The following is a 22,645-nucleotide window of genomic DNA, read 5'->3' as shown; positions in this document are numbered from 1 at the left end:
GCCGCCCGCTGTCGGGGTACTCACAGTTCGCCCATCCGCCGGATCACCGGTGCCACGCGCTGGACGCCGTGGCGGTAGGCACCGCGGGCGGCCTTGCGCACGAACTGCCGTACGGGGCTGGGTTCCCGGTCCGCCGCCGGGGCGCCGGGCAGCGGGCTGCCGTCCGGGCCGAGGTGGTGGCGGGCGAGGATGCCGGGCAGGTAGCCGGGCGCGGTGACGGGGGTGTAGTAGGGAGCGAGCGGCGGCAGCTTGTCCGCCGCGAGCAGGTCGGTGATGCGCTGCCGTGCCGCGTCGAAGGCCGTCTCGTACGACCCGTCGGCGGCGACGCCCTGCCGGGCCACCCACTCCGGGTCCGGCACCGGCCGGTGTCCCGCGTCGAGCTGGTCCCAGGAGGCGAGGCAGCCGGAGCCCACGAAGTGGTGGTTGCCGAGCGCCTCGCGCACCCCGAGGTCGCTGAGGACGACGGTGGGGACGCGCCGGTGCAGGGATTCCAGGGCGGCGGTGGAGCTGATGGTGACGAGCAGGTCGGTGCGGTCGAGGACCTCACCCATGTGCCCGTACACGAGGCGGAAGTTGGCCGGCGGGTCGGCCTTCTGCACGAGTTTCTGGTACGGCAGTTCCTCGATGTGCGTGGTGTGCTCGCCCGGCTTGGAGCGCAGCTTGAGCAGGACCTCGCGGTCCGGGTGGAGCCGCGCGTGGCCGATGAGCCGGTCCAGCAGGTACGTACGGTCCTTGCGGCTCTCCGGTACGGAGGGCTGGGCGGCGAAGACGACCGTGTAGGGCCGGGACCCTTCCTTCGCGGACGGGTCGTTCTCGGTGTACGCGGCGCCGCCGAGGAAGGGCAGCGCGACCTCGGTCACCGATCCGGCGTCCGCGCCGACTCCTTCGTACACGGCCCGGAAGCGGTCCGCGTCCTGGCGGGAGTTGGCGAGGACGAGGTCCGCGCCGTGGCGCAGGAGCAGTCCGTCGGCGAGCTTCTCGTAGACGACGCCGACGTAGCCGGTGACGACCAGGGGCCGCTTCGCGCGTCCTTCCCAGGCGCGGGACAGGCCGTGCAGGACCGCCTGGACGGCGCCGCCGACCAGGGCGAGGACGACGACGTCGTAGACGTCGTCCTCCTTGCCGAGCTCGCGCAGGAACTCGAGGGCGGTGACCTCGCGGAGGGAGTCCGCTCGGACACCCACCTCTTCGAGCTGGCGGGCGGTCGGGGTGGCACGGCCGCGCAGGAGGAATCCGTCGAGGCGGATGTCCGATTCTGCCGGGGAGATGCGGTTCGCGGTGAGCGATCCCCATTTCCACCGGGTGTCGGAATCCGCGAGGACGGCCACCCGCAGCGACTTCGAGGTACTTGCTGGCACGTCCTAGACGCTAGGAAGCCATTTCGAGGAGCGGCCCAACCTGAATACAACAAACGGTTAACAGCGCGTCGACGAATGGGGGATCAGCCCAGGATCGACTGAGAAAACGACGCGGTTCACGGTACCGCCACGCGTCGTTCACCTTGCATCTCACCAACGGTAAAGACGAATGCCGGGCCGCCCCCTAACGTCACAGGGGTGGTCAAGCTCTCCGTCATCGTGCCGTTCTACAACGTGCAGCAATATGCGCCCGACACCCTGAAGAGCCTGCGTGCGAACGCACGGCAGGATTTCGAATTCATTCTCGTCGACGACTGCTCGCGCGACGAGACACCGGACATCCTCGCGCGCGCGGAGCGCGAGCTCCCGGGTGCGGTGTATGTCAGACACGAGAAGAACGGAGGACTGGCCACCGCCCGCAACACCGGGATCGACAAAGCGCGTGGCGAGTACCTCACGTTCCTCGACGGGGACGACTGGCTCGCCCCCGGATACTACGAACAACTCGTGTCCTCCATCGAGGATCTGGGCTGCGACTTCGTCCGTACGGACCATGTCCAGTGCACCGCGCGGTCCCGCTCCGTCCACCGTGTCCCGCACGGCCGGCGCGGGGTCGTCATGAATCCCCGTGACGCCATCCTCCCCTCCGACCGGTCCACCTCCGTCGACTACGCCTACGCCTGGGCGGGCATCTACCACCGCCGGCTGGTCGACCGGGGGCTGCTCCACTTCACCGACGGGCTGCGCACGGCCGAGGACCGGCCGTGGATCTGGAAGCTGCACCGGGAGGCCGAATCCTTCGCCACGGTGGGGCTGCTCGGTGTGTTCTACCGGCGTGGCGTCGCCTCCTCCCTCACCCAGATCGGGGACGTGCGCCAACTCGATTTCATTCGCGCGTTCGACCAGGTCGTGGCGGAAACCGCCGAGGACCGGGACGCCGAGAAACTCCTGCCCAAAGCCGTGCGCACGTATTGCGCGATTATTTCCCATCACCTGGGATCCATCGAAAGGTTCGAGCCAGCGGTGGCACGGAAACTGAAGTCCATGAGTGCCGTGGCACTGCGCCGAATGCCGCAGGGCGTGCTCGACGAGGCACTCGACTCCATGGACGTCCAGCGCGCGACCCGGCTGCGCCGGCTGCGCCGACGGCCCGCGCCCGCCGCGGGGGTGGCCGCGTGACCACCCAGATCTTCATGGCGTCCACGCTGTACGGCACGGCCACGCTCGCCGCGGCCCTCGACACCGACAGCTTCGGGCCCGCCGACCGGCGCATCCTGCTCGTCTCCAACAACGCGGCGACGCCGGAGACGACACCCGCCGTGGACGCGATGCCCGGCTTCGAGCGGCTGCGCGGCCGCTTCGACGACGTCATCTCGTGGAACGAGACCATCTCCCCGTTCCACCCGGGCGGCTGGGCCCCGCGCCCGGACGACGTCCCCCTGTGGGAGCGGCATCTGCGGCTCGCCTGGAACCTCGGCGACGACGACGTCGAACTGGCCGTGGAGTCGATCCAGGTCAACCCGGCGCTCGGCGTCTCCCAGATCTTCATGGGCGCGCCCGTCACGGTGTACGCCGACGGCCTGATGAGCTACGGCCCCACCCGCAACAAGATCGACCCGCTGGTGGGCACCCGGGTGACCCGGCTGCTCCATCTGGACCTGGTCCCCGGCCTGAAGCCGCTGCTGCTCACCGAGTTCGACGTCGAGCCGCAGATCGTGCCCACGGACGCGTTCGTGAAGGTGCTCGCGGAGCTCGTCGACACCGGCGACGAACTGCCGTCGGTCGACGAGCCGGCGCTGCTGCTCGGCCAGTACCTCTCGGCACTGGAGATCCTCACCGCCGAGGAGGAGGAGCAGCTCCACGTACGGATGCTGAAGGGAGCCCTCGCGCTCGGCCACACCCGCGTGGTGTTCAAGCCGCACCCCTCCGCCCCGGCCCGCTGGTCGCGGATGCTGGAGAAGGAGGCCGAGCGGCTGGGCGCGGACCTCACCGTCCTCGACACCCCGGTGCTCGCCGAGGTGCTCTACCAGCGGATGCGGCCCGCGCTGGTCGTCGGCTGCTTCTCCACGGCGCTGCTCACGGCCTCCGCGCTGTACGGCCTGCCGGTGGCCCGCGTCGGGACCGGCCCGCTGCTGGACCGGCTCACCCCGTACGAGAACAGCAACCGCGTCCCGGTGACCATCGTGGACGCGCTGCTGCCCGACCTGGCGGACGGCACCGCGGTCACCGAGCGGCGCCCCGGCATGGACGTGGCGGACCTGACGCGGCTCCTGAGAGCCGTCGGCTTCGCGATGCAGCCGAAGATCTACCCGGACCTGCGTCCGGCGGCCGAGAGCTATCTGACGCACCAGCTCACCGAGGACACCTGGCGCTACTTCAAGCGCAAGCGCCTGACCTCGCTGGCGCTGCCGGGTGCCGTGCCGGCCCAGCTCGCGTTCATCCCGCGCAACGCCACCGTGCGCCGGGTCGCCCGCAGGGCGCGCTCGCTGAAGCGTGCGGTGGGCCGCTGAGGCGGCGGGCGCGTCCGCGGGACACCAGGGGCGGGGGGGGGGGGGGGGGGGAAAGAACACCCCCCCCCCCCCCCCCCCCCCCCCCCCCCCCCCATCCCCCCCCAAGCGTGAAAGAAACGGGGGGGGGGAGAAGGGGGGGGGGGGGGGGGGGGGGGTGGGGGGGGGGGGGGGGTGGGGGGGGAGGGGGGGGGGGGGGGGGGGACAAACCCCCCCCCCCCCCCGCCCCTTTTGACACCCCAAAAGCCCGTGGGCGATTTGTCACGATTCGGAAGAGTTCTCAACGCGGGGGCATCACACAGATGAACTCCCGTGGGCGAGACGACGAACCGGCCTCGCGAGGCCGTAAGCATCCCCGACTATCGGACTAACGTGCTGTGGGCCAGCTGAGTCCCATTGAGGGGAACCTTGTGATCGACACGCCCGAGGAGGCCCGCGGGACGTCGACCGGCACCGTGGTCCGTACCGTCCTGCCACCTGCCGAGACGTCCGCCGCGCCCAAACCCGCGGCGCCCCGGGAGAACCGGCTGCGCGCCCTCGACGGGCTGCGGCTCGTCGCGGCCCTGATGGTGGCCTGTTACCACTACGGCGGCCGTGACGGCGAGGTGGTCCAGGCCTGGGGCACCTCGCCCAAGCACCAGTTCCCCACCCTGCACCATCTGTTCGCCTACGGCTGCCTGGGCGTGCAGGTCTTCTTCGTCATCAGCGGCTTCGTCATCTGCATGAGCGGCTGGGGCCGGCCGCTGCGCTCCTTCTTCGCCTCCCGCGCCTCCCGGCTCCTGCCCGCGTACTGGGCCGCGATCATCCTCGTGACGGCCGTGTTCGCGCTGCCCTTCGTCGCGTACAAGACGGTCTCCCCGAGCGACGTGCTGGTGAACCTCACCATGCTCCAGCAGCCGCTGGGCGTGGACCGGGTGCTCGGCGTGTGCTGGACCCTGTGGGCCGAGGTCCGCTTCTACGCCCTCTTCGCGCTGTGCATCGTGCTGCCGGGGGCGAACCGGCAGCGCGTGATCCTGTTCTGCGCCGCCTGGACCCTGGCCGCGGCCATCGCGCAGGGCGTGAACGAGCCCCTGCTCAACACGGTCCTGATGCCGGAGTACGCCCCGTACTTCATCGGCGGCGTCGGCCTCTACCTCGTCCACCGCGACCGCCGCGACGCCTACGCCTGGGGCATCGTCGGCGTGAGCTGGCTGATCGGCCAGCACTACGCGGTCCAGCGCCTGTGGCACGCGCCGAACCCGGAGTTCTTCTCCAACCGCTCGTCCTACGCCATCATCCTCGTCGTCACCTTCGGCTACGTCGCCGTCGCCGCGATCGCGCTGGGCTGGCTGCGCTGGGCGAACTGGCGCTGGCTGACGGTCGCGGGGGCCCTGACGTACCCGTTCTACCTCGTTCACGAGCACCTGGGCTGGGTCGTCATCAAGGCCTACCACCGGACCCTGCACCTCCCGTCGTACGGCGCGTTCCTCGCCACGGTCGCCACGATGCTGCTGCTCGCCTGGCTGCTCAACCGGTTCGTGGAGAACCGGCTCACCCCGAGGCTGCGCACGGCCCTGTCGAAGCCGCGCGCGTAGCGGGCCGGGGAATTGGCCTTCCCTTAACCTGCCCGCCCGATGGGGCGCGCGTCGCCGGGCAGACGCGGAGGAGTTCCGTAACGGCTCGTCCCCACACGAGCTCCTCCGCGCGGGCCCCTCCCGGGAGTCCGCGCCGACCCAGGGAGTGCTCCCCGCATGACGCTCGCACCCGGCACGCACCGACCGCCCCACCGGCTCGACGACGTCCCCGGCTGGTTCCCCGTTCTCGACCAGACGCTCTTCGAGTGGTTCCTGGACCGCCAGGAGTCGTCGGGCGTACGGGGTGATCTGCTGGAGGTCGGCGTCTACATGGGAAAGAGCGCGATCTTCCTCGGACGCCACCTCCAGGACACCGAGCGGTACACGGTGTGCGACCTGTTCGAGGGGTCCGCTCCCGACGACGCCAACAGGGCGGAGTCCACGAAGTCCTACGGGGCGCTCACCCGGCGGGCCTTCGAGGAGAACTACCTCTCCTTCCACGACGCGCTGCCCCGCGTCCTCCAGGGCCCCAGCAGCGTGGTCCCGGCGGAAGTGGCCGCCGGCTCCTGCCGGTTCGTCCACATCGACGCCTCGCACCTCTACGAGCACGTGTACGACGACATCGGCGCCGCCCGCGAGGCGCTGCTGCCCGGCGGGATCGTCGTCCTGGACGACTTCCGATCGGAGCACACGCCCGGCGTCTCCGTGGCCGTCTGGGAGGCGGTGCTCACCAGGGGCCTGCGCCCGCTCTGCCTCAGCACCCAGAAGCTGTACGGGACCTGGGGCGATCCCGAGCCCGCCCAGGAGGCACTGCTGGCGGCCGTGCGCGGACGCGAGGACTGCCATCTGAGCGTCCAGCAGGCCGCGGGACACCGCATCGTCCGCCTCAAGTCGACGAAGGGCATGCGGGGCCCGTCCTTCCCCCCGTCCCGGCACGCGGGCACGAGCGGTCCCGAGGCGGCCCCGGCCGCACAGGGCGCCTCCGCCCTCCCGCGGCCCGCCCGTACCCGTTCCCGTGCCCGGCGGGTGGCGGCCGACCTGCTGCCGCCCGTCCTGACCCGCGCGATCCGCGGCGCCCGCGCGGCCGGGCGTCCGGGACGGCACTGACCGGCGGCGGCCGGGTTCAGCCGATGCCGTAGCGCGCCTCGATGCCCGCGACGATCAGGGCGAGCCCGTCCTCGAAGTGCCGCTCGTAGTCGTCGAAGATCGCCGCGCCCGCCGCCGCCGACAGGGGGAAGTCGGCCATGCGGCGGGCGCGTTCGTCCGTGTCGTACCCCTCGCGGCGCTCGCCCGGCAGCGGCTGGACGCCCTGCTCCTCGCTGACGAAGCCGATGGTGAACAGGTACGAGGTGGAGGTCGCGTGGACCGCCTGCGTGAGCGTGAATCCCGCCTCGGTGAAGAGCGTCAGGGTCCGCTCCATCTCCACGGCGTGCAGGGTGCCCGTGAAGCGTGAACCGCTGAAGACCTTGGCGCCGTCGCGGTAGCTCAGCAGGGCGGCGCGCAGTCCGCGGTTCGCGGCGAGCAGCCGCTCCCGCCAGCCGTCGCCCCCGGCCGCGCCGGGGGTGTCCACCATCCGGCGGTACATCTCCGTGGCCATCTCGTCGAGCAGTTCCTGCTTGTTCTTGAAATGCCAGTAGAGCGCCGGCGCCTGGACGTTCAGCTCCTTGGCGATGGCCCGCAGGGTCAGGCCGTCGAGGCCCGTCTCGTTGAGCAGCCGCAGCGCGGTCTCGACGACCTGCCTCTTGTCCAGCCTGGGGGCGCGCTGGGGTCTCTGGGTAACCACGCTTGACAGTTTAACGCCGTTAAGGGCATGCTCGGCCCATCGAACTTAACAACGTTAAGGAAAGGGTCATGCGCATGACATCGCAGCAGCTCACGCACGTGGACGTGGACGTACTCGTCGTCGGAGCCGGTCCGACCGGCCTCGCGCTCGGCATCGATCTCGCACGCCAGGGGGTGGACGCGCTCGTCGTGGAGCGGGGCGAGGGCCTGGCGCCGGGATCGCGCGGCAAGGGGATCCAGCCGCGCACGATGGAGGTCTTCGAGGACCTCGGCGTCCTCGACGCGATCCGCGCGGCGGGCGGCGACTACCCGGTCGGGCTGATCTGGCAGGACGGGAAGCCGGCGGGCGAGCGCCCGATGTTCGACCCGGCCGAGGACGGCGAGGCGGGCTCCCCGTTCACCGCGCCGTGGATGGTGCCCCAGTGGCGCACGCAGGAGATCCTGCACGCGCGGCTGACCGGGCTGGGCGGCCGGGTCGTCCTCGGCCGGGAGGTGACCGCGCTCCACCAGGACGAGGACGGCGTGACCGCCCACGTCACCTCGGGCGAGGGAACGGGGACCGTCCGCGCGAGGTACGTGGTGGCCGCCGACGGGGGCCGCTCGGCCGTACGCCGGGCCATGGGCATCGGCATGACCGGTGCCGGGGCGGACGGTTCGGGTGTCGTCGCCCCGGACCCGATCCTGGTGGCGGACGCCCGGGTCGACGGCCTGGACCGCGACCACTGGCACGTCTTCCCGCCGGGCGGCGACACCGACGGCTTCATGGCGGTCTGCCCGCTCGCGGGCACGGACCTCTTCCAGATCGTCGCCGGGTTCCCGGCCGGAACGACGGTCGACAACTCCCCCGACGGCGTACGCAAGGTGTTCGCCGCCCGTTCGCACCTGTCCGCCGACGCGGTGACCGGGATCGACTGGGTCTCGGAGTTCCGGCCGCGCGCGGCCCTGGCCGACCGCTTCCGCTCGGGCCGGGTCTTCCTCGCCGGGGACGCGGCGCACATCCACTCCCCGGCCGGCGGCCAGGGGCTCAACACCAGCGTCCAGGACGCCTACAACCTGGGCTGGAAGCTCGGCGCGGTCCTGCGCGGCGAGGCTCCCGCCTCGCTCCTCGACACCTACGAGGAGGAACGCCGCCCCGTCGCCGCCGAGATGCTCGGTCTGTCCACCCGGATCCACCGCGGCGAGGCCCGCCGCGGCAGGGAGACCCGTCAGCTCGGCCTCGGCTACCGCGGCTCCTCCCTCGCGGTGGAGACCCGCACGGACCTGCCGGACGAGGCACTGCGCGCGGGTGACCGCGCCCCCGACGCGACCGTGGACGGCGTACGCCTCTTCGACGCGTTCCGAGGGCCGCGCTGGACGCTGCTCACCGTCGGCGCGGTCACGGAACCGGCGGAGCTGCCCGGCGTCCGCAGCGTGCGGATCGGATCGTACGAGCGCTACGGGACCGGGCTCTTCCTCGTCCGGCCCGACGGTCACGTGGGCTGGGCGGGCGCCGACACGACGGGCCTGCGGGAGTACGCGGCCCTGGTCGGCCTCGGCGCCGGCTGAGCGCTACGCGCTGGCGAGGGTGAGCTTGACCGCGAAGCCGAGGAAGAGGGCACCCGCGGCGGTCGTGGCCCCCGCGGAGAGGCGCTTGCGCCGGCGGAAGGCCGCCGCCAGGCGCGTACCGCTGAAGATCAGCGCGGTCAGGTACAGCACGCTCGCGAGCTGGGCGAAGGCCCCGAGCACGACGAACGACAGGGCCGGGTAGGCGTACGCGGGGTCGACGAACTGCACGAAGAAGGCGACGAAGAACAGGATCGCCTTCGGGTTGAACAGGCTGATCACCAGCGCCCGCCGGAACGGCCGCTCCTCCGCCACCGCCTCGGGCTCCGGGCTCTCGGCGACCGCCTCCCGGCGGGCCCGCCACATCGCCCGCGCGGCGCGCAGCATCCCGACCGCCAGCCAGGTCAGATATCCCGCGCCGGCGTACTTCACGATGCTGAACAGCACGGCGTTGGCCTGGAGCAGCGAGGCCACACCGGCCGCCGACAGAGTCATCAGGACCGTGTCCCCGCACCACACGCCCGCGGCGGCGGTGTACCCCGTACGGACGCCCCGGCGGGCGGCGACGGACAGCACGTACAGCGAGTTCGGTCCCGGCAGCAGGACGATCAGGACGAGACCCGCGAGATAGGTGGGGAGATCGATGACACCAAGCATGAAAGGGAGTGTCGCACGGGCCTACGACAACGCGTCCGGGCGTCTCATCAGGCCTGGAACGGGAAAATCTGCCCCCGCCCGTCATCAGCTCAAATCACACAGGTCAGAAGGTGTCCGAGGGCACGTAGGTCCCCCAGATCCCGCGCAGCGCGTCGCAGACCTCGCCGACGGTCGCCCGGGCGCGCAGGGCCTCCTTCATCGGGTACAGGACGTTGTCGGTGCCCTCGGCGGCCTTCTTCAGGGCGGCGAGGGCGGCGTCGACGGCTCCCTGGTCGCGCTCGGCGCGGAGCCGCGCGAGGCGTTCGGCCTGCCGGGCCTCGATGGCCGGGTCGACGCGCAGCGGCTCGTACGGCTCCTCCGTGTCGATCCGGAAGCGGTTGACGCCGACCACCACGCGCTCGCCGGAGTCGGTCTCCTGGGCGATCCGGTAGGCGGAGCGTTCGATCTCGCCCTTCTGGAAACCGTGCTCGATGGCTCCGACGGCGCCGCCGAGGTCCTCGACCCGGGTCATGAGGGCGACGGCCGCGGCCTCGACGTCGTCGGTCATGCTCTCGACGACGTACGAGCCGGCGAACGGGTCGACGGTCGCCGTCACGTCCGTCTCGTAGGCGAGGACCTGCTGGGTGCGCAGGGCGAGCCGCGCGGACTTGTCGGTGGGCAGCGCGATGGCCTCGTCGAAGGAGTTGGTGTGCAGCGACTGGGTGCCGCCGAGGACCGCGGCGAGGCCCTGGACGGCGACCCGGACGAGGTTCACCTCGGGCTGCTGCGCGGTGAGCTGGACGCCCGCGGTCTGGGTGTGGAAGCGCAGCATCAGCGACTTGGGGTTCTTCGCGCCGAACTCCTCACGCATCACGCGGGCCCAGATGCGCCTGGCCGCACGGAACTTGGCGACCTCCTCCAGGATCGTCGTCCGGGCGACGAAGAAGAAGGAGAGGCGCGGGGCGAAGTCGTCGACGTCCATGCCGGCGGCGACGGCGGTGCGCACGTACTCGATGCCGTCGGCGAGCGTGAACGCGATCTCCTGCGCGGGTGAGGCGCCCGCCTCGGCCATGTGGTAGCCGGAGATCGAGATCGTGTTCCACTTCGGGATCTCGGCCCCGCAGTACTTGAAGATGTCCGCGATCAGCCGCAGCGACGGCTTGGGCGGGAAGATGTACGTGCCGCGGGCGATGTACTCCTTGAGGACGTCGTTCTGGACGGTGCCCGTCAACCGGTCGGCGGGGACGCCCTGTTCCTCGCCGACGAGCTGGTACATCAGCAGCAGCAGCGCGGCGGGCGCGTTGATCGTCATCGAGGTGGAGACCTGGTCGAGCGGGATCCCGTCGAACAGGACGCGCATGTCGTCGACCGAGTCGACGGCCACTCCGACCTTGCCGACCTCGCCGTGGGCGAGCGGGGCGTCGGAGTCGTGGCCCATCTGGGTGGGCAGGTCGAAGGCGACGGACAGGCCCGTCGTGCCGTGGGCGATGAGCCGGCGGTAGCGGGCGTTGGACTCCACGGCCGTGCCGAACCCGGCGTACTGGCGCATGGTCCACGGGCGGCCCGTGTACATCGAGGGGTACACGCCGCGGGTGAAGGGGTACGCGCCGGGCGCGCCGAGTTTCTCGGCCGGGTCCCAGCCGGCCAGGGCCTCGGGGCCGTAGACCGGTTCGATGGGCAGTCCGGACTCGGATTCGCGCGTCATTGCTGTGCCTCCCGTGAAGCGGCCTGACGACAGGGACTCCGTTCCGCCGTGCGGCGGCTCGTTCCATGGTTCTCTTCCACCATGCCGCCCCGTTCGCAACCGGTCACCCGCGGGGAGCATCTCAGGTGACATGACGGCGGGACGGGGGCCTGATGTGCACGACAGGACGGGTGGAACAGGGGTCCGGATGCGTACGACTGGCTTGAAGAGATCGCTGGCCGCGCTCGCCGTGCTGGCCGTGGTGAGCGGCTGCACGGCGCACGCCGTGGACGCGCAGGGGAAGAAGGGGCCGGTCCGGATCGACGGTTCGCTCGCCCCGGCCCCCGGTGCGGCGAAGAAGGACGACGGCAAGCCCGCCTCCCCGTCGAAGGGGAAGGACGGCACATCCGGCGCGGCGGCCACGGGCAAGGACGACGAGCCGCCCGCCGAGGTCCTGTGGTCCCGGGGCGACAAGGGCGACGCCATCCGCAGGGCGCAGGCCCGGCTGCACCAGGTCGCCTGGCTGATCACCCCGCCGACGGGGACGTACGACGCCCGGACGGTCGCGGCCGTGAAGGGGTTCCAGGGCAAGCGCGGGCTTCCGCGCACCGGTGAACTGGACACCGTGACCTGGCAGCGGCTGCGGAGGATGACGCACGAACCGGCCGCCTGGGAGCTGTACCCCTACGGCGGGCAGCCGGCCGCGAAGCCCGACCCCCGCTGCATGAAGGGCCGCGTGCTGTGCGTCAGCAAGACGACCCGCACCCTGCGCTGGATGATCGACGGCAGGACGGTCTCGGAGATGGACGTCCGGTTCGGCTCGCAGTACACGCCCACCCGCGAAGGGGTGTTCACCGTGTACTTCAAGTCGCGCCACCACGTGTCGACGATCTACCACACGTCGATGCCGTACGCGATGTTCTTCAGCGGCGGCCAAGCGGTGCACTATTCCTCGGACTTCGCGGCGCGCGGCTACTACGGCGCCTCGCACGGCTGCGTGAACGTCCGGGACGAGAGCAAGGTGGCGGCGCTGTTCGCGCAGGTCCGCACGGGCGACAAGGTCGTCGTCTACTGGTGACGTGCCCGCGCGCGAAGGGCGGGGCGAGAGGGAGTGGGGCGCGGGCGGGACCGGGGGAACGTGTCCCACCCGCGCCAGTTGCACGAAGCCGTGAGTACGGGGGGAACCCCGGCTCCGTGCTACGGCCGATGACCAGTCGGCTCATCACGTACTGCGTCGCGGCGGCCGAAAACGTCACACCCAGGCGATAAAAATTTCAACGACCCGCGAAAGTGCTGGTCAGAGAGGTGTCGTGGCGCGTCACAGGAGCGTGCCGGCCGACCGGCCCGGCATCGTCCCGGGCGTCGCGCCCGACGGCGGGGACCACGTCGGCGCGACCGGCAGGAGCGAGGTCAGGCGCGGACGCAGCGCGGACGGGGTGCCGACACCGTTGTCCCGGTGGTCGTTGCCGCCCGGACCTAGGTGGTGGCCGTCGCCGTCACCGCCGCCCGAGTCGCCCTGATCCCCCTGGTCGCCCTGGCCGGAGCCCTGGTCCGTGCCCTGGCCGCCGGTGTCGCCCGAACCGTCACCGGCGCCCAGCCCGCGGCCGAGGACGCCCGAGCAGTACAGCCGCACCCGGGCACCGCCGCCCGCGACGTGCTCCAGCACGCGCCTGCGGTCCCCGTCGAGGTCCTTGCCGTCCAGGAGGTCACGGCAGTACGAACGTGTCTTCACCCACCACTCGCGGGTGCGGTCGGCGCTGCCGCCGGTGTCGGCACTCGGCGGACCGCTCGGCAGGTCGGCGCCGCCCGCGGACGTGGAGGTGTCCGCGGAGGGATCTCCCGACGGCCCGTCAGGCACCGGCACCACGGAGCCGTTGCCGCCGGAGACCCCGGGCGAGGGGGTGGGCGAGGCCGAGACGAGCGGACGGTCCGGGGTCCGGGCGGCCGTGGCCGTCGCGGCCGGGCCCGGGTGTTCGCGGGTGAACGGGGTCGGCAGGACTCCGGTTCCGGCCGCGACGGCGACACCGCCGACCATGCCGACCGCCAGCACCGCGGCGAGCCCGAAGCGGGTGGGCCGCCCCCAGCGCGTCCGGCGTCCGTGCGCGGCCGGGCGTCCGATCCGTACGAGACCGGCGTCCGCGGCGTGCGCTCCGGACCGCGCCCGACCGTGCCGGCCGGGCTGCGCGGCGAAGCCCTCCCCGCTCTCGCGTGCCTTGCGGAACGCGGCCAACGCGGCTGCCTCGCCCGGGAGTTCGTCGCCGGTCGGCTCGGGTTGCGCGGTCAGTGCGCCGAGGGCCGCGGTGAGGCGGTCCACCCGGTCACGTGTGCCGGGGTCGACGACTTCGAGCGGCTCCCCGTTCAGCAGCCGCTCCGCGGCGTCCCGGTCCAGCCACCTGTACTGCTCGTCGGCCATCACATGTCCTTCTGCGCCCGCGAACGCGTATGCGTCACACCGGCGGACGTCACCGCACGGGTACGGGAACCTCGTTGCGGGGGTACGGCGTCGAGCGCGCCGACGGATTCCGGATCGGTGCCGAGCAGTTCCGCGAGCCGTTTCAGGCCCCGGTGCGCGGCAGTCCGGACGGCGCCGGGGCGCTTGCCGAGGGTCTCGGCGGCCGTCTTGGCGTCGAGACCGACCACGACGCGCAGCACGACGGCCTCGGCCTGGTCCTGCGGGAGCTGGGCGATGAGCGAGAGGGTGCTGCCGGTGGACAGCGCCTCCATGGCCTCGGTCGCGGTGTCGGACTCGGCGGCCTTGCCGGTCAGCTCGGTCTCGTCGCCGCCTATCGCGGGACGGCGCCCGCGCATCCGTATGTGGTCCAGGGCGCGGTTGCGGGCGATCCTCGCCGCCCAGCCGCGGAAGCGGTCCGCGTCGCCGCTGAAGCGTTCCAGGTCACGGGCGATCTGGAGCCAGGCCTCGGACGTGACGTCCTCGGCGTCCGGCTCACCGACCAGCGTCCGGACGTATCCGAGCAGGCGTGGGTGCACGGCTCGGTACACAGTCCGGAACGCGGCCTCGTCCCCGTCCTGTGCGGCCAGTACCGCGGCGGTCAGCTCCGCGTCGTCCCCCAGCACCCCCGCGCCCCTCTTTGCGCCTCGACCGGCTCCGCTCTCGCGGACCGGGTTTCTCGCCGTCGTGCGTTCCTCGATGGACGGTTGTGGTCTCGGGTCCGCGTGGTCGTGGTCTGCCGCCCCACGCGGTTCCGGCCCCAGGCCCCACGTGGTCCAGGTCTCCGGATCCGCGCAGTCGTGGTCCCGGGTTCCTCGTGGTTGCGGTCGTCCTCTTTCCGCACCGGCGCGAAAGGCACGTTACGGCCTGAAACAGCTCCCCGTCCATGTTCGTACAACGTGCAACTACGCGGTGACCGTGCGAGGTGTGACACAAAACGCAGTCCCGGCGCTGTAGAGAGTACGGGTCGCCGCGCGGCCCGTGCCGCGCGACGGTCGGGGCCTCTCCTGTGGGGGGTGGCGGCCCCGGCCGTTGCCATCGGCGAGGACACCGGCCGACTGCCGGACGGGGACGGATCCCTGTCGCGGCGTCAGGTGACCACCGATGGCCGGGCCGGGCGCCCTGCTCCGCCCACGGCCGCACAGAGGCCGCCCCACTGTCGGCCGAAACCGGCGCCCCGCGCCGCGAGACACCCGCCGCACACCGTCACGGCATCACGCCGAAGACCTCCGCCGCCCTCGCGGCACACACCCGCCCGACCGCACCACCGGCCGGCCGTTCGGCGACGTCGCGGCGGGCATCGCGGTGACGTTCGTCCGTCGAGGACCTCGACCGGCTTAGGACTCATTCTTCGGTTTGGCCGGCTTCGGTGTCGCGGTCGGGGGCTTCTGAGCCGGTGTCCCGTCCGTCTTCCCGGACTTGCCCGTGCCTCCCGCGCCGTCCGTCCCCTTCGCGGACTTCGCACCCTTCGTCCCGGTGGGCGCGGCCAGTTGGCCCGCGCAGAACGCCTCCACCTTGTCCTCGCCGCCGGCGGCCGTGACGAGCCGCTGCCAGGCCCGCGAGTCCATCGCGTCGCCCCGACCCTTCACCGACGCGTACGCACGGCAGTGGGCCTCGGTGTCCTGGGCGCGCGGCGGGCGGCTCACGAGACCGCTCGGAGGCAAGGTGTCGGAAACACCGGGACCGACCGGCGCGGCGGTCTCGGGGAACCAGGGCGGGACACTGCCGGACGGACGGGCCGCGGCTGCGCCCCGGTGCCCGGCGTCCTCGTGCGTGACCGGTCCGATGGCCGCGACGGCGACGCCGCCCAGGGTCAGACCGGCCAGCAGGACGGCGAACACGGCCCGCAGCGAACGGCGCGGCCCCTGCCGCTCCTTGGGACGCCAGTCGTCCCTCCGCCGGGCGCGTGCGGAGTGCGCGCCGCTGTCCCGCGCGACCCGGAAGGCGGCCACGGCCCGCGTCTCCGCCGCCCTGTCACCCGCCCTGTCGCCACCGCGGCCGCGCATCGCCGCGGCGAGAAGCGCCTCCAGCGGGGTCCCCACGCCCACGGGGTCCGCCGCGGGAGCGGAGCCGGGGCCGGAGGCCGCGCCGTCGCCGGCCCGCCGTTCACCCATGCCGGGTCGCGCACCCGGTTCCCTGTGCGGTTCCACGTCCGGTTCCATCTCCGTCTGCCGCTCCGCCCTGCAACTCCTCGCCGTACCGGGACCGCGCCGCGCGCTCCGCGCCGTACAACGCGCCGGTTCCACGCGACGTCCCGCGCCCGCGGGGCGACACCCCGCCCCGGGCCGTCCCGGCCCCGGACGGCGGCCCGTCCACGCGGGGCAGCCGTCCTCCGCGTGACGGCCGTCCGCCGTGCACCATCCGTACACCGGTCGAGTTCCTTCCGCCGTACGACGACCCGGCTCCGGACGACGGCGCTCCGCCGGCCGTTCCGGACGTCCTACTCATCCCGACTCCCCCAGCGTCCGGGGCTCCTCATCCGTCACACCCGCGACACCGAGCTGGCGCGCGAGCCGCTTCAGGCCCCGGTGGGCGGAGGTCCGCACCGCGCCCGGCCGCTTGCCGAGCACACGGGCCGCGGCCGGTCCGTCGAGGCCGACGACCACCCGCAGGAGCACGGCCTCGGCCTGGTCGCGCGGCAGGCCGACGACCAGTTCCAGGGCGTACTCGGTGGACAGGCTCTCCAGTGCCTCGTCCTGTGTGCTGTGCCCGCCGGGCAGGTCCAGCGCGTCCTGCTCGATGGCGGTGCCCCGGGGTCTCACCCGAAGCCTCCGCAGATGGTCCAGCGCGCGGTGCCGGGCGATGGTCGCGGTCCAGCCGCGGAACCCGGCGCCGTCCCCCCGGAACCGCCCCAGGTCCCGGGCTATCTCCAGCCAGGCGTCGGACGCCACGTCCTCGGCGTCGTCGCCGACGATGCCGCGCAGATAGCCCAGCAGTCCGGGCTGCACGATCCGGTACGCGGCCGCGAAGGCGAGCTCGTCGCCCTCCTGCGCCCGCGCCACGGCCACGCCCAGTTCCGCGTCGTACGGCTGCGCGCGGCGGGGTTCCCCTCCCTGGCCCAACACTGTCCTCGTTCGCACCGAGTTCGCCCGAATGTGCCTGCCGGCGCGGCCGTCCGCGCCGACACCCTCATGGTCATCAGCGTCGGGCCCCACGGAAGTGTCACAGTGCGTCAGACACTCTGTCCGGGCACACTGCCGGGCACTCCGTCCAGGCCGGGCGGCCCCGGTCGCGGACGCCGGAGTCCCCCGCCGTCCGGCCGGCGGGACCCCGCGCGGACCTCAGCGGGCGGCCTCACGGCACAGCAGACGCAGGGAGCCGTCGCCCGCATAGCAGCGGCGGGCCTCCTCGATCGGGTCCCACAGCCGCCCGTCGGGGGTACGGAGCCAGTGCTCGCCGCCGGTCTCCCACCACTCGGCGCCGGTGTGACGGGCGACCACCTCGCCCGCGTACGCGCCGAATCCGCGCAGCACGCTCTCGACGGCGGCGTACGGGGCCCCGTCCCTGCGTATCTCCTCGATCACGCGGTCGACGCGCCACAGGCTCTGTGCCGAGTAGTCGAGGCGCAGCCTGGCGCCCTCCCGCATGGCCGCGACCGTGTCGGCCGCCCAGCGAACGGGCTTCGTCGCAGCCGAGGGCCGAGTTGCTTGAGTTGCGTTCACATTCGGTAGAGCGCGACGGCGGCCGGATTCGTCACCGCTCCGGGCCGGGGTTCGCGACACCGGCCCAGGACCGCCATGTCCGCCCCAGGACCCTCACAGGAACCCCTCGCGATCAAGGTTTCGGGTGCGCCGGAGCCGTGTCCCCTCCGGCGCACCCTCGCGGGCTCGTCCTCCTGGGACTAGGCCCGTCCCCGTGCTCTGCGGGAGACCACCGCTCGCAGGACGCGTCGCCCCTCCGTCGACGCGTCCAGCGCGAGGCGCAGTCCGCCCTTGCCGTGCTCGGCGAGCAGTTCCAGGACGGACACCTGGCGGCGCAGTTCGGCGGCGACGAGCGGGGACATGCCCTCCGTGCGCCCCTCGCGGCGTGCCGTCACGCACGCCTCCGCGTCGTCGGCGTGGTCGAGGAACCGGTGGACCTGCAGAGCCGCCACCGAGCAGGCGTCCGACCAGGCGCGGAGTTCCTCCTCGGAGGGCTTCGCGGGGACGGCGTCCAGCATGCTCCGGGCGAGCAGGGCGGCGTGATCCTCGTCGGTCACGGCCGGCTCGGGGTCCTCCGCGTCCATCTTGGCGCGCGCCTCTTCCAGGCGCGTTCCCCATTCGGCCCAGGTGTCCGCCTCCGCCAGGCTGGCCCACAGGGGCCGCAGGACGTCGTCGTCACCGCCGAGGAGCGGTACACACCGATCCAAACAAGCCAGACCACTCGCCGCCAGACCTCTCTCGTCGGCCCGAGCGATCAGTTCCACCAGACTCATCACGACTCCCTCGAAATGCCTCGACAGGGCGCCCTTGCCTTACGGAGCCCGCACTTCCCCTTACTGCGTGCAACGGACCCGGAGTGTCACAGTGCGAGCCCACCCTGCCGTTCGGGGAGCCGAATGAACAGGTTTTCGGCCAAAGACGCACTCCGGGACCGGCACGCATTCCGCGCCCGTCAGCCGCCGAGCACTCCCGGACCCGCCTGGGCCTTCCGGTCCTGCATCCGGGTCAGCTTGAGGACGACGACGATGGCGAGGACGGCGGCCACGATGTCGAGAGCGTGAGTGAGGGCCAGCCGGCCGGCGCCGTCCCGGACCTCCGCGAACGTATTGGACTCGAGGCTCGGGGTGGGGGCCGCCTGCCCGGCCGACGCGTCGATGACCGAGAGGGCCCACCAGGCATTGAGGAGCCCGTATCCGCTCCGGGCACCCTCCGGGCGGCTCGCGTCCCAGACGTCCTGCATGATCCGGCGGGGGAGCCACAGGTTGACCACCGGGACGAACCAGCCCCAGCGCGCCCAGGCACGGGACTTGCTCTGCCCGAAGGGGCTGAAGACGACGGAGTTGTCGCGCACCCGCAGGAACCAGTTCAGGTAGACGACGACGGCCGTGATCAACACCGCCCTGTGCGCGTGGCCGGCGGCCACGTAGAACGGCTCCGCCACTTCGATCCGATGCCAGACCTCATAGCCGGACGCGCCGTCGGCGGCCGCCCCGACGACGGTGCGCATCGTGAGGTCCGCCCAGATCGCGTAGAGGTCCACGGCGATCGTCAGACCGAGCACCCCGGCCGCCGCTCGGCCGAGGGCGACAGGCGAGCGCAACCGGCCGAACCCGTACGGCGCGAAGGAGCGCGGCGGCGCCGCGGGGTTCCGCGAGGTCGTCGCCCGGGCCCGGCGCTGCGGCGTTGACGGCATGGTCATGCGACCCCCGGAAGTACGGCACCGCGTGGCGGCGCGGAAAGCCGGGCGGCCCCTTCCCAGGGTCACGCCCGGCGTACGGACAGGGCCGGAAGATACGGTTCCGCAGGTCACGGCGTCCAGCCCGTATCGGGGACCGACGCCGCCTCAGCCCAACTGGCCCGCCAGGGACTTGAACTGGGTCCAGGAGAGGGACGGCTTGCGGGGGTCCCAGAGTTTTTGGGACAGGGCGCGCAGCGGCATGCGGATGCCCGCCGCGACCTGGTCCTGGGTCTGGGAGTTCGAGAGGTCGCACCAGACGGCGAAGGACCCGCCGAGGATCTGGGAGTCGTACTTCGCGGACACCGGCGTGGTTCCGCGCAGGACGAGCGGGGTCCACTGCTCGTAGATGCGCTCCCCGGTCGGGTAGACGAAGGTCTGGGGCTCGCCGAGGACGTAGTACAGGTACTCGTCGTTGTAGTTGACGACCTTGCGACCGGCGCTCAGGTACTCCACCGGCTGCCGGGCCCCGATCTCCTTGCCGGTCCAGTACGCCACCCGAAGGCTGCCGTCGGCCGGGACGGTGCTGCTGCGGAAGAAGCCGTCGTTCCAGGCCCGGGCCGTCCGGCCGTGCCCGTGGACCACCTTGGCGCGGTCGTTCAGCCAGCCGGTCGTGAGGTCGGCGACGCCCGCCCCCGCCCCGAACCTGCTCCTCGCCGCGGTGACGAGCTGCGGGAAGGACGCCGCGGGGTCGGCCACCGTCAGGGCCTGGTACTCGTCGCCGCCCAGATGCCAGTCGGTGCCGGGGAACAGACCCGCGTACTCGTTCAGCAGATCGTCGACGATCTTCGCCGAGGCGGGCTTGGAGATGTCCACGGCGCCGCGGACGGGGACGCCCGACACATTGCGGAGCTGGAGATCGGGGTGGGCCGCGATGACCGCGCCGAGGTGACCCGGCGAGTCGATCTCGGGCACGACGGTGATGTGCCGGCTCGCCGCGAGGGCGACGATCCGGCGGACCTCGTCCTTCGTCAGGTGCTGGGCCGACACGATCTCGGGGTGGCTGTCGGACTCGATGCGGAAGCCCTGGTCGTCGGAGAAGTGCAGTCCGAGCTGGTTGTACTTCAGATCCCCCAGCTCACGCACCCGGTCCTCGATCCAGGCCGCCGTGAAGTGCTTGCGCGCGATGTCGAGCATGAACCCGCGCACCGGCTTCGCGGGCCGGTCGCGCACGACGCCCTCCGGCGCCGTACCGCCGCCGCGCACCTCCTGCTTGAGCGTGCGCGTGCCGTAGAAGACGCCGGCCTCGGCGGGCCCGGTGACCGTGACCCGGCCGTTCGCGACGGTCAGGGTGTACGACTCCGGGCCCGCCTTGCCCTTGTCGAGGCCCAGTTCGACGTCGCCGGCCTTGGCGGCCCCCCGCCCCGCGTACGTCAGTCCGAGTTCGCCGGCGAGCAGCTTGCCCTCGTCGGCGAGGCCGTCGCCGTCGACGACGACCCGGGCGCCGCGGGCCGGGCGCCAGCCGGGACCGTGGGCCGCGGTGTGCTCGCGCACGGCGGGGATGGTGCGCGGCGCCTTGGAGAGGGGATAGCTCCGGGTCGGCGAGGGGCTGGGGACGGACACGGTCCCCGACCGGTCCGCGGACGGCACCCGCGCCCCGGCCGGCCCGCTGCCCCCGTCGGGCCAGACCGCCACGGCCACCACCACGACACCGGCGACCGCCAGACCGGCCGCGACGAGTTTGCCCCGCCCGTTCTGCCCCGACCGCCGCCGACGCGGCGCGCGCCGCCTGCCACTGCTCACTCCGCCACCCTCGTCCCACCGCGCCCGCCGCGCGGCGCTCACCTCAGGGCGCCGACCAGGCGGCGCCCGCTTCACCGTGCCGTCGCCGGGCCGGTCCTGTCCTACAGGTGTACTCCCTCGCCGAGGCGATCACCTCTTCGGAGCATCCCGGCGGACCGGTTCCCCACTCCCACCGCGAACTCTGCCCCGACCGTCACCCGATCCGTCCACCGCATGCTCCGAAACTCTCCCGTGCGGGTGAAATCCGGGCATCCGTCGGACAGGTCCTGACACACCTCGATAGCGTGAGCGGCACAACTTTCACTTCCGCCCCTGCCGAAACACACGTATCGCACGCACGTCATGCTCACCGGACGTCGCGCGTCCCACCCCCACGCCGAGGATCCACGCTGACGTCTCACCGTCTCCCACGCCTCCCCGGCCAGGTCGCCCTCCCCGAGCAGAGGACGGAACCGTCCCCGGTCCGCCTCGACGGGTTCAACTCCGCACCCACCGGAGAGGTCACCCGCGCCCTGCTCACCTGCTGCCGCAGCCTGCGCTGGGTCCACCGTCTGGCCGACCACCGCCCCTACCCGGATCTCGGCGCGCTGCTGGCCGCGGCCGACGAGGCGGCGTACGACCTGACCCCCGCCGACCTGGCCGAAGCCCTGGCCGGCGAGTCGCTCACGCCGCTCCCGGACGGCGCGTACTCCGCCGCCCACACCGCGCTGAGCGCCGCGCACGCCGCGTACGAGAGCAGATTCGGACATGTGTTCGTCATCAGTCTGGACGAATTCGCCCCCGGCGAGGCCCTCGACCAGGTCCTCGCCGGCATCCGGTCACGCCTGGCGAACGACCCGGAGGAGGAGCGGATCGTCACCGCGGACGAGCTGCGCAGACTGGCCCGCGGGCGGCTGACCCGACTCGTCCGTCAGTTCGCCCACGAGGCACGACCCGCCGACACGCCGCGCCCGGAATAGCCCGAACGTGCCTGATTGATTGCCAGTTTGATCACATTGATAGGGCCGCTGTAAGCGTTCCGACAACACGTCGCTACGATGGCCGGGGCCGGTGGACCGTACCCGGCCGGGCCCGACCGACAGAGAAGCCGGCGCGGCCCCAATCCCCGCTCCCGGAGGGTTCTTCCGTGCCGGCTGGAACGCTGTACCGCGGCCGGGAAGGAATGTGGTCCTGGGTGGCTCATCGAGTCACCGGCGTCCTCATCTTCTTCTTCCTGTTCGTACACGTGCTGGACACCGCTCTCGTCCGTGTCTCCCCCGAGGCCTACGACAAGGTCGTGGCCACGTACAAGACGCCGATCGTCGCGCTGCTGGAGTACGGCCTCGTGGCCGCCATTCTCTTCCACGCGCTCAACGGCCTGCGTGTCATCGCCGTCGACTTCTGGTCCAAGGGCCCGCGCTACCAGAAGCAGATGCTCTGGACCGTCGTCGGTATCTGGGTCGTGCTGATGTTCGGGGCCCTTTACCCCGTCCTCGGTCACGCATTCCGCGAAGTATTCGGGAGCTGACGCAGATGTCCACTACTGACACCGCCGCTTCCGGCATCGGCCCCGTGGAGGGCGCCGGAGACCACTCGGCCTACAGCGTCGACAACCCGGCCCCCTTCATCGAGGCCCCGCGCAAGCGCACCAACAAGACCCCGAAGTCGACCCGCGGCAACTTCGAGATGTACGGCTGGCTCTTCATGCGCCTGTCCGGCATCGTCCTGGTCGTCCTGGTCCTCGGTCACCTGCTGATCCAGCTCGTCCTCGACGGCGGCGTCTCCAAGATCGGCTTCGCCTTCGTGGCCGGCCGCTGGGCCAGCCCGTGGTGGCAGGCCTGGGACCTCGCGATGCTGTGGCTGGCCATGCTGCACGGCTCCAACGGCCTGCGTACCGTCATCAACGACTACGCGGAGCGCACGAACACGCGCCTGTGGCTGAAGGGCCTGCTGTACACCGCCACGGTGTTCACGATCCTGCTGGGCACGCTGGTGATCTTCACCTTCGACCCGAACATCCGCTAGGCACGGGGCTG

General features: G+C 72.2%; 21 protein-coding genes. 9 read left to right on the top strand and 12 right to left on the bottom strand.

The window, feature by feature from the left end; all coding sequences use genetic code 11:
* Nucleotides 1-20: 20 nt before the first annotated feature.
* On the bottom strand, nt 21-1,358 hold the full coding sequence (locus ACZ4TO_RS21075; protein WP_385047536.1) for a DUF6716 putative glycosyltransferase: 1,338 nt from the start codon (nt 1,356-1,358) through the stop codon (nt 21-23).
* Nucleotides 1,359-1,556: 198 nt separating this feature from the next.
* Here ACZ4TO_RS21075 and ACZ4TO_RS21070 point away from each other — a divergent pair, with 198 nt between their 5' ends.
* The 4 genes from ACZ4TO_RS21070 to ACZ4TO_RS21055 all read left to right on the top strand — a co-directional run bounded on the left by ACZ4TO_RS21070 (nt 1,557) and on the right by ACZ4TO_RS21055 (nt 6,525).
* Complete coding sequence (locus ACZ4TO_RS21070; protein WP_382793326.1) at nt 1,557-2,537, top strand: glycosyltransferase family 2 protein; 981 nt, start codon at nt 1,557-1,559, stop codon at nt 2,535-2,537.
* The gene (locus tag ACZ4TO_RS21065) at nt 2,534-3,868 is read left to right on the top strand and encodes an alpha-2,8-polysialyltransferase family protein (RefSeq protein ID WP_468024961.1); all 1,335 of its coding nucleotides are present in this window, start codon (nt 2,534-2,536) and stop codon (nt 3,866-3,868) included. The genes ACZ4TO_RS21070 and ACZ4TO_RS21065 overlap by 4 nt, the downstream gene beginning before the upstream one ends.
* A 407-nt stretch (nt 3,869-4,275) precedes the next feature.
* Nucleotides 4,276-5,439 (top strand): acyltransferase family protein, encoded by a 1,164-nt coding sequence (locus ACZ4TO_RS21060; protein ID WP_382793320.1) that lies wholly within the window; start codon nt 4,276-4,278, stop codon nt 5,437-5,439.
* 156 nt (nt 5,440-5,595) lie between these two features.
* Complete coding sequence (locus ACZ4TO_RS21055; RefSeq protein ID WP_468024960.1) at nt 5,596-6,525, top strand: class I SAM-dependent methyltransferase; 930 nt, start codon at nt 5,596-5,598, stop codon at nt 6,523-6,525.
* Between the two features lie 16 nt (nt 6,526-6,541).
* On the opposite strand, the gene ACZ4TO_RS21050 is transcribed toward ACZ4TO_RS21055, so the two are convergent.
* Nucleotides 6,542-7,201, bottom strand: a complete 660-nt coding sequence (locus ACZ4TO_RS21050) for a TetR/AcrR family transcriptional regulator C-terminal domain-containing protein (RefSeq protein WP_468024959.1) — start codon at nt 7,199-7,201, stop codon at nt 6,542-6,544.
* 68 nt (nt 7,202-7,269) lie between these two features.
* On the opposite strand from ACZ4TO_RS21050, the gene ACZ4TO_RS21045 reads away from it, so the two are divergent.
* A complete protein-coding gene (locus ACZ4TO_RS21045) occupies nt 7,270-8,745 on the top strand; it encodes an FAD-dependent monooxygenase (RefSeq protein WP_468024958.1) in 1,476 nt (491 codons plus the stop codon).
* 3 nt (nt 8,746-8,748) lie between these two features.
* Here ACZ4TO_RS21045 and leuE read toward each other — a convergent pair whose 3' ends face one another.
* Together leuE and ACZ4TO_RS21035 are read right to left on the bottom strand one after the other, a co-directional pair.
* Nucleotides 8,749-9,399 (bottom strand): leucine efflux protein LeuE, encoded by a 651-nt coding sequence (gene leuE, locus ACZ4TO_RS21040; RefSeq protein WP_468024957.1) that lies wholly within the window; start codon nt 9,397-9,399, stop codon nt 8,749-8,751.
* A 103-nt stretch (nt 9,400-9,502) separates the two neighbouring features.
* Complete coding sequence (locus ACZ4TO_RS21035; RefSeq protein WP_382793310.1) at nt 9,503-11,083, bottom strand: acyl-CoA mutase large subunit family protein; 1,581 nt, start codon at nt 11,081-11,083, stop codon at nt 9,503-9,505.
* A gap of 187 nt (nt 11,084-11,270) precedes the next feature.
* Here ACZ4TO_RS21035 and ACZ4TO_RS21030 point away from each other — a divergent pair, with 187 nt between their 5' ends.
* Nucleotides 11,271-12,140 carry a L,D-transpeptidase family protein gene (locus tag ACZ4TO_RS21030; RefSeq protein ID WP_382793307.1) on the top strand — a complete coding sequence of 290 codons (870 nt, stop codon included), beginning with the start codon at nt 11,271-11,273 and terminating at the stop codon, nt 12,138-12,140.
* A 240-nt stretch (nt 12,141-12,380) separates the two neighbouring features.
* Here ACZ4TO_RS21030 and ACZ4TO_RS21025 read toward each other — a convergent pair whose 3' ends face one another.
* From ACZ4TO_RS21025 to ACZ4TO_RS20990, 8 genes are all read right to left on the bottom strand, one after another.
* Nucleotides 12,381-13,475, bottom strand: coding sequence for a hypothetical protein (locus ACZ4TO_RS21025; RefSeq protein ID WP_385047524.1), 1,095 nt, complete (start codon nt 13,473-13,475; stop codon nt 12,381-12,383).
* Nucleotides 13,475-14,137, bottom strand: coding sequence for an RNA polymerase sigma factor (locus ACZ4TO_RS21020; RefSeq protein ID WP_382793301.1), 663 nt, complete (start codon nt 14,135-14,137; stop codon nt 13,475-13,477). The genes ACZ4TO_RS21025 and ACZ4TO_RS21020 overlap by 1 nt, the downstream gene beginning before the upstream one ends.
* A gap of 711 nt (nt 14,138-14,848) precedes the next feature.
* Nucleotides 14,849-15,625, bottom strand: a complete 777-nt coding sequence (locus ACZ4TO_RS21015; RefSeq protein ID WP_468024956.1) for a hypothetical protein — start codon at nt 15,623-15,625, stop codon at nt 14,849-14,851.
* Between the two features lie 330 nt (nt 15,626-15,955).
* Nucleotides 15,956-16,573 carry an RNA polymerase sigma factor gene (locus ACZ4TO_RS21010; RefSeq protein ID WP_468024955.1) on the bottom strand — a complete coding sequence of 206 codons (618 nt, stop codon included), beginning with the start codon at nt 16,571-16,573 and terminating at the stop codon, nt 15,956-15,958.
* Nucleotides 16,574-16,792: 219 nt separating this feature from the next.
* Nucleotides 16,793-17,173, bottom strand: coding sequence for a hypothetical protein (locus ACZ4TO_RS21005; RefSeq protein ID WP_382793292.1), 381 nt, complete (start codon nt 17,171-17,173; stop codon nt 16,793-16,795).
* A gap of 179 nt (nt 17,174-17,352) precedes the next feature.
* Nucleotides 17,353-17,925: a hypothetical protein gene (locus ACZ4TO_RS21000; protein WP_382793289.1), complete on the bottom strand. Its 573-nt coding sequence runs from the start codon at nt 17,923-17,925 to the stop codon at nt 17,353-17,355.
* A gap of 179 nt (nt 17,926-18,104) precedes the next feature.
* A complete protein-coding gene (locus ACZ4TO_RS20995) occupies nt 18,105-18,851 on the bottom strand; it encodes a DUF4328 domain-containing protein (RefSeq protein WP_468024954.1) in 747 nt (248 codons plus the stop codon).
* Between the two features lie 144 nt (nt 18,852-18,995).
* Nucleotides 18,996-20,630 carry a beta-N-acetylhexosaminidase gene (locus ACZ4TO_RS20990; protein WP_468024953.1) on the bottom strand — a complete coding sequence of 545 codons (1,635 nt, stop codon included), beginning with the start codon at nt 20,628-20,630 and terminating at the stop codon, nt 18,996-18,998.
* A gap of 389 nt (nt 20,631-21,019) precedes the next feature.
* Between ACZ4TO_RS20990 and ACZ4TO_RS20985 the strand changes: the two genes are divergently transcribed.
* The 3 genes from ACZ4TO_RS20985 (at nt 21,020) to ACZ4TO_RS20975 (ending at nt 22,634) form a co-directional block, all read left to right on the top strand.
* Complete coding sequence (locus tag ACZ4TO_RS20985; protein ID WP_468025058.1) at nt 21,020-21,589, top strand: 2-oxo-4-hydroxy-4-carboxy-5-ureidoimidazoline decarboxylase; 570 nt, start codon at nt 21,020-21,022, stop codon at nt 21,587-21,589.
* 167 nt (nt 21,590-21,756) lie between these two features.
* Entirely contained in the window at nt 21,757-22,137 is a 381-nt protein-coding gene (gene sdhC / locus ACZ4TO_RS20980; RefSeq protein WP_382793280.1) for a succinate dehydrogenase, cytochrome b556 subunit, read from the top strand.
* A 5-nt stretch (nt 22,138-22,142) separates the two neighbouring features.
* The gene (locus ACZ4TO_RS20975; protein WP_382793277.1) at nt 22,143-22,634 is read left to right on the top strand and encodes a succinate dehydrogenase hydrophobic membrane anchor subunit; all 492 of its coding nucleotides are present in this window, start codon (nt 22,143-22,145) and stop codon (nt 22,632-22,634) included.
* Nucleotides 22,635-22,645: the final 11 nt, after the last annotated feature.

It is taken from the genome of Streptomyces sp. NPDC028298 (genome assembly GCF_055565895.1).
The sequence above is the reverse complement of the archived record's forward strand: the minus strand, read 5'-3'. Positions and strand labels throughout refer to the sequence as shown.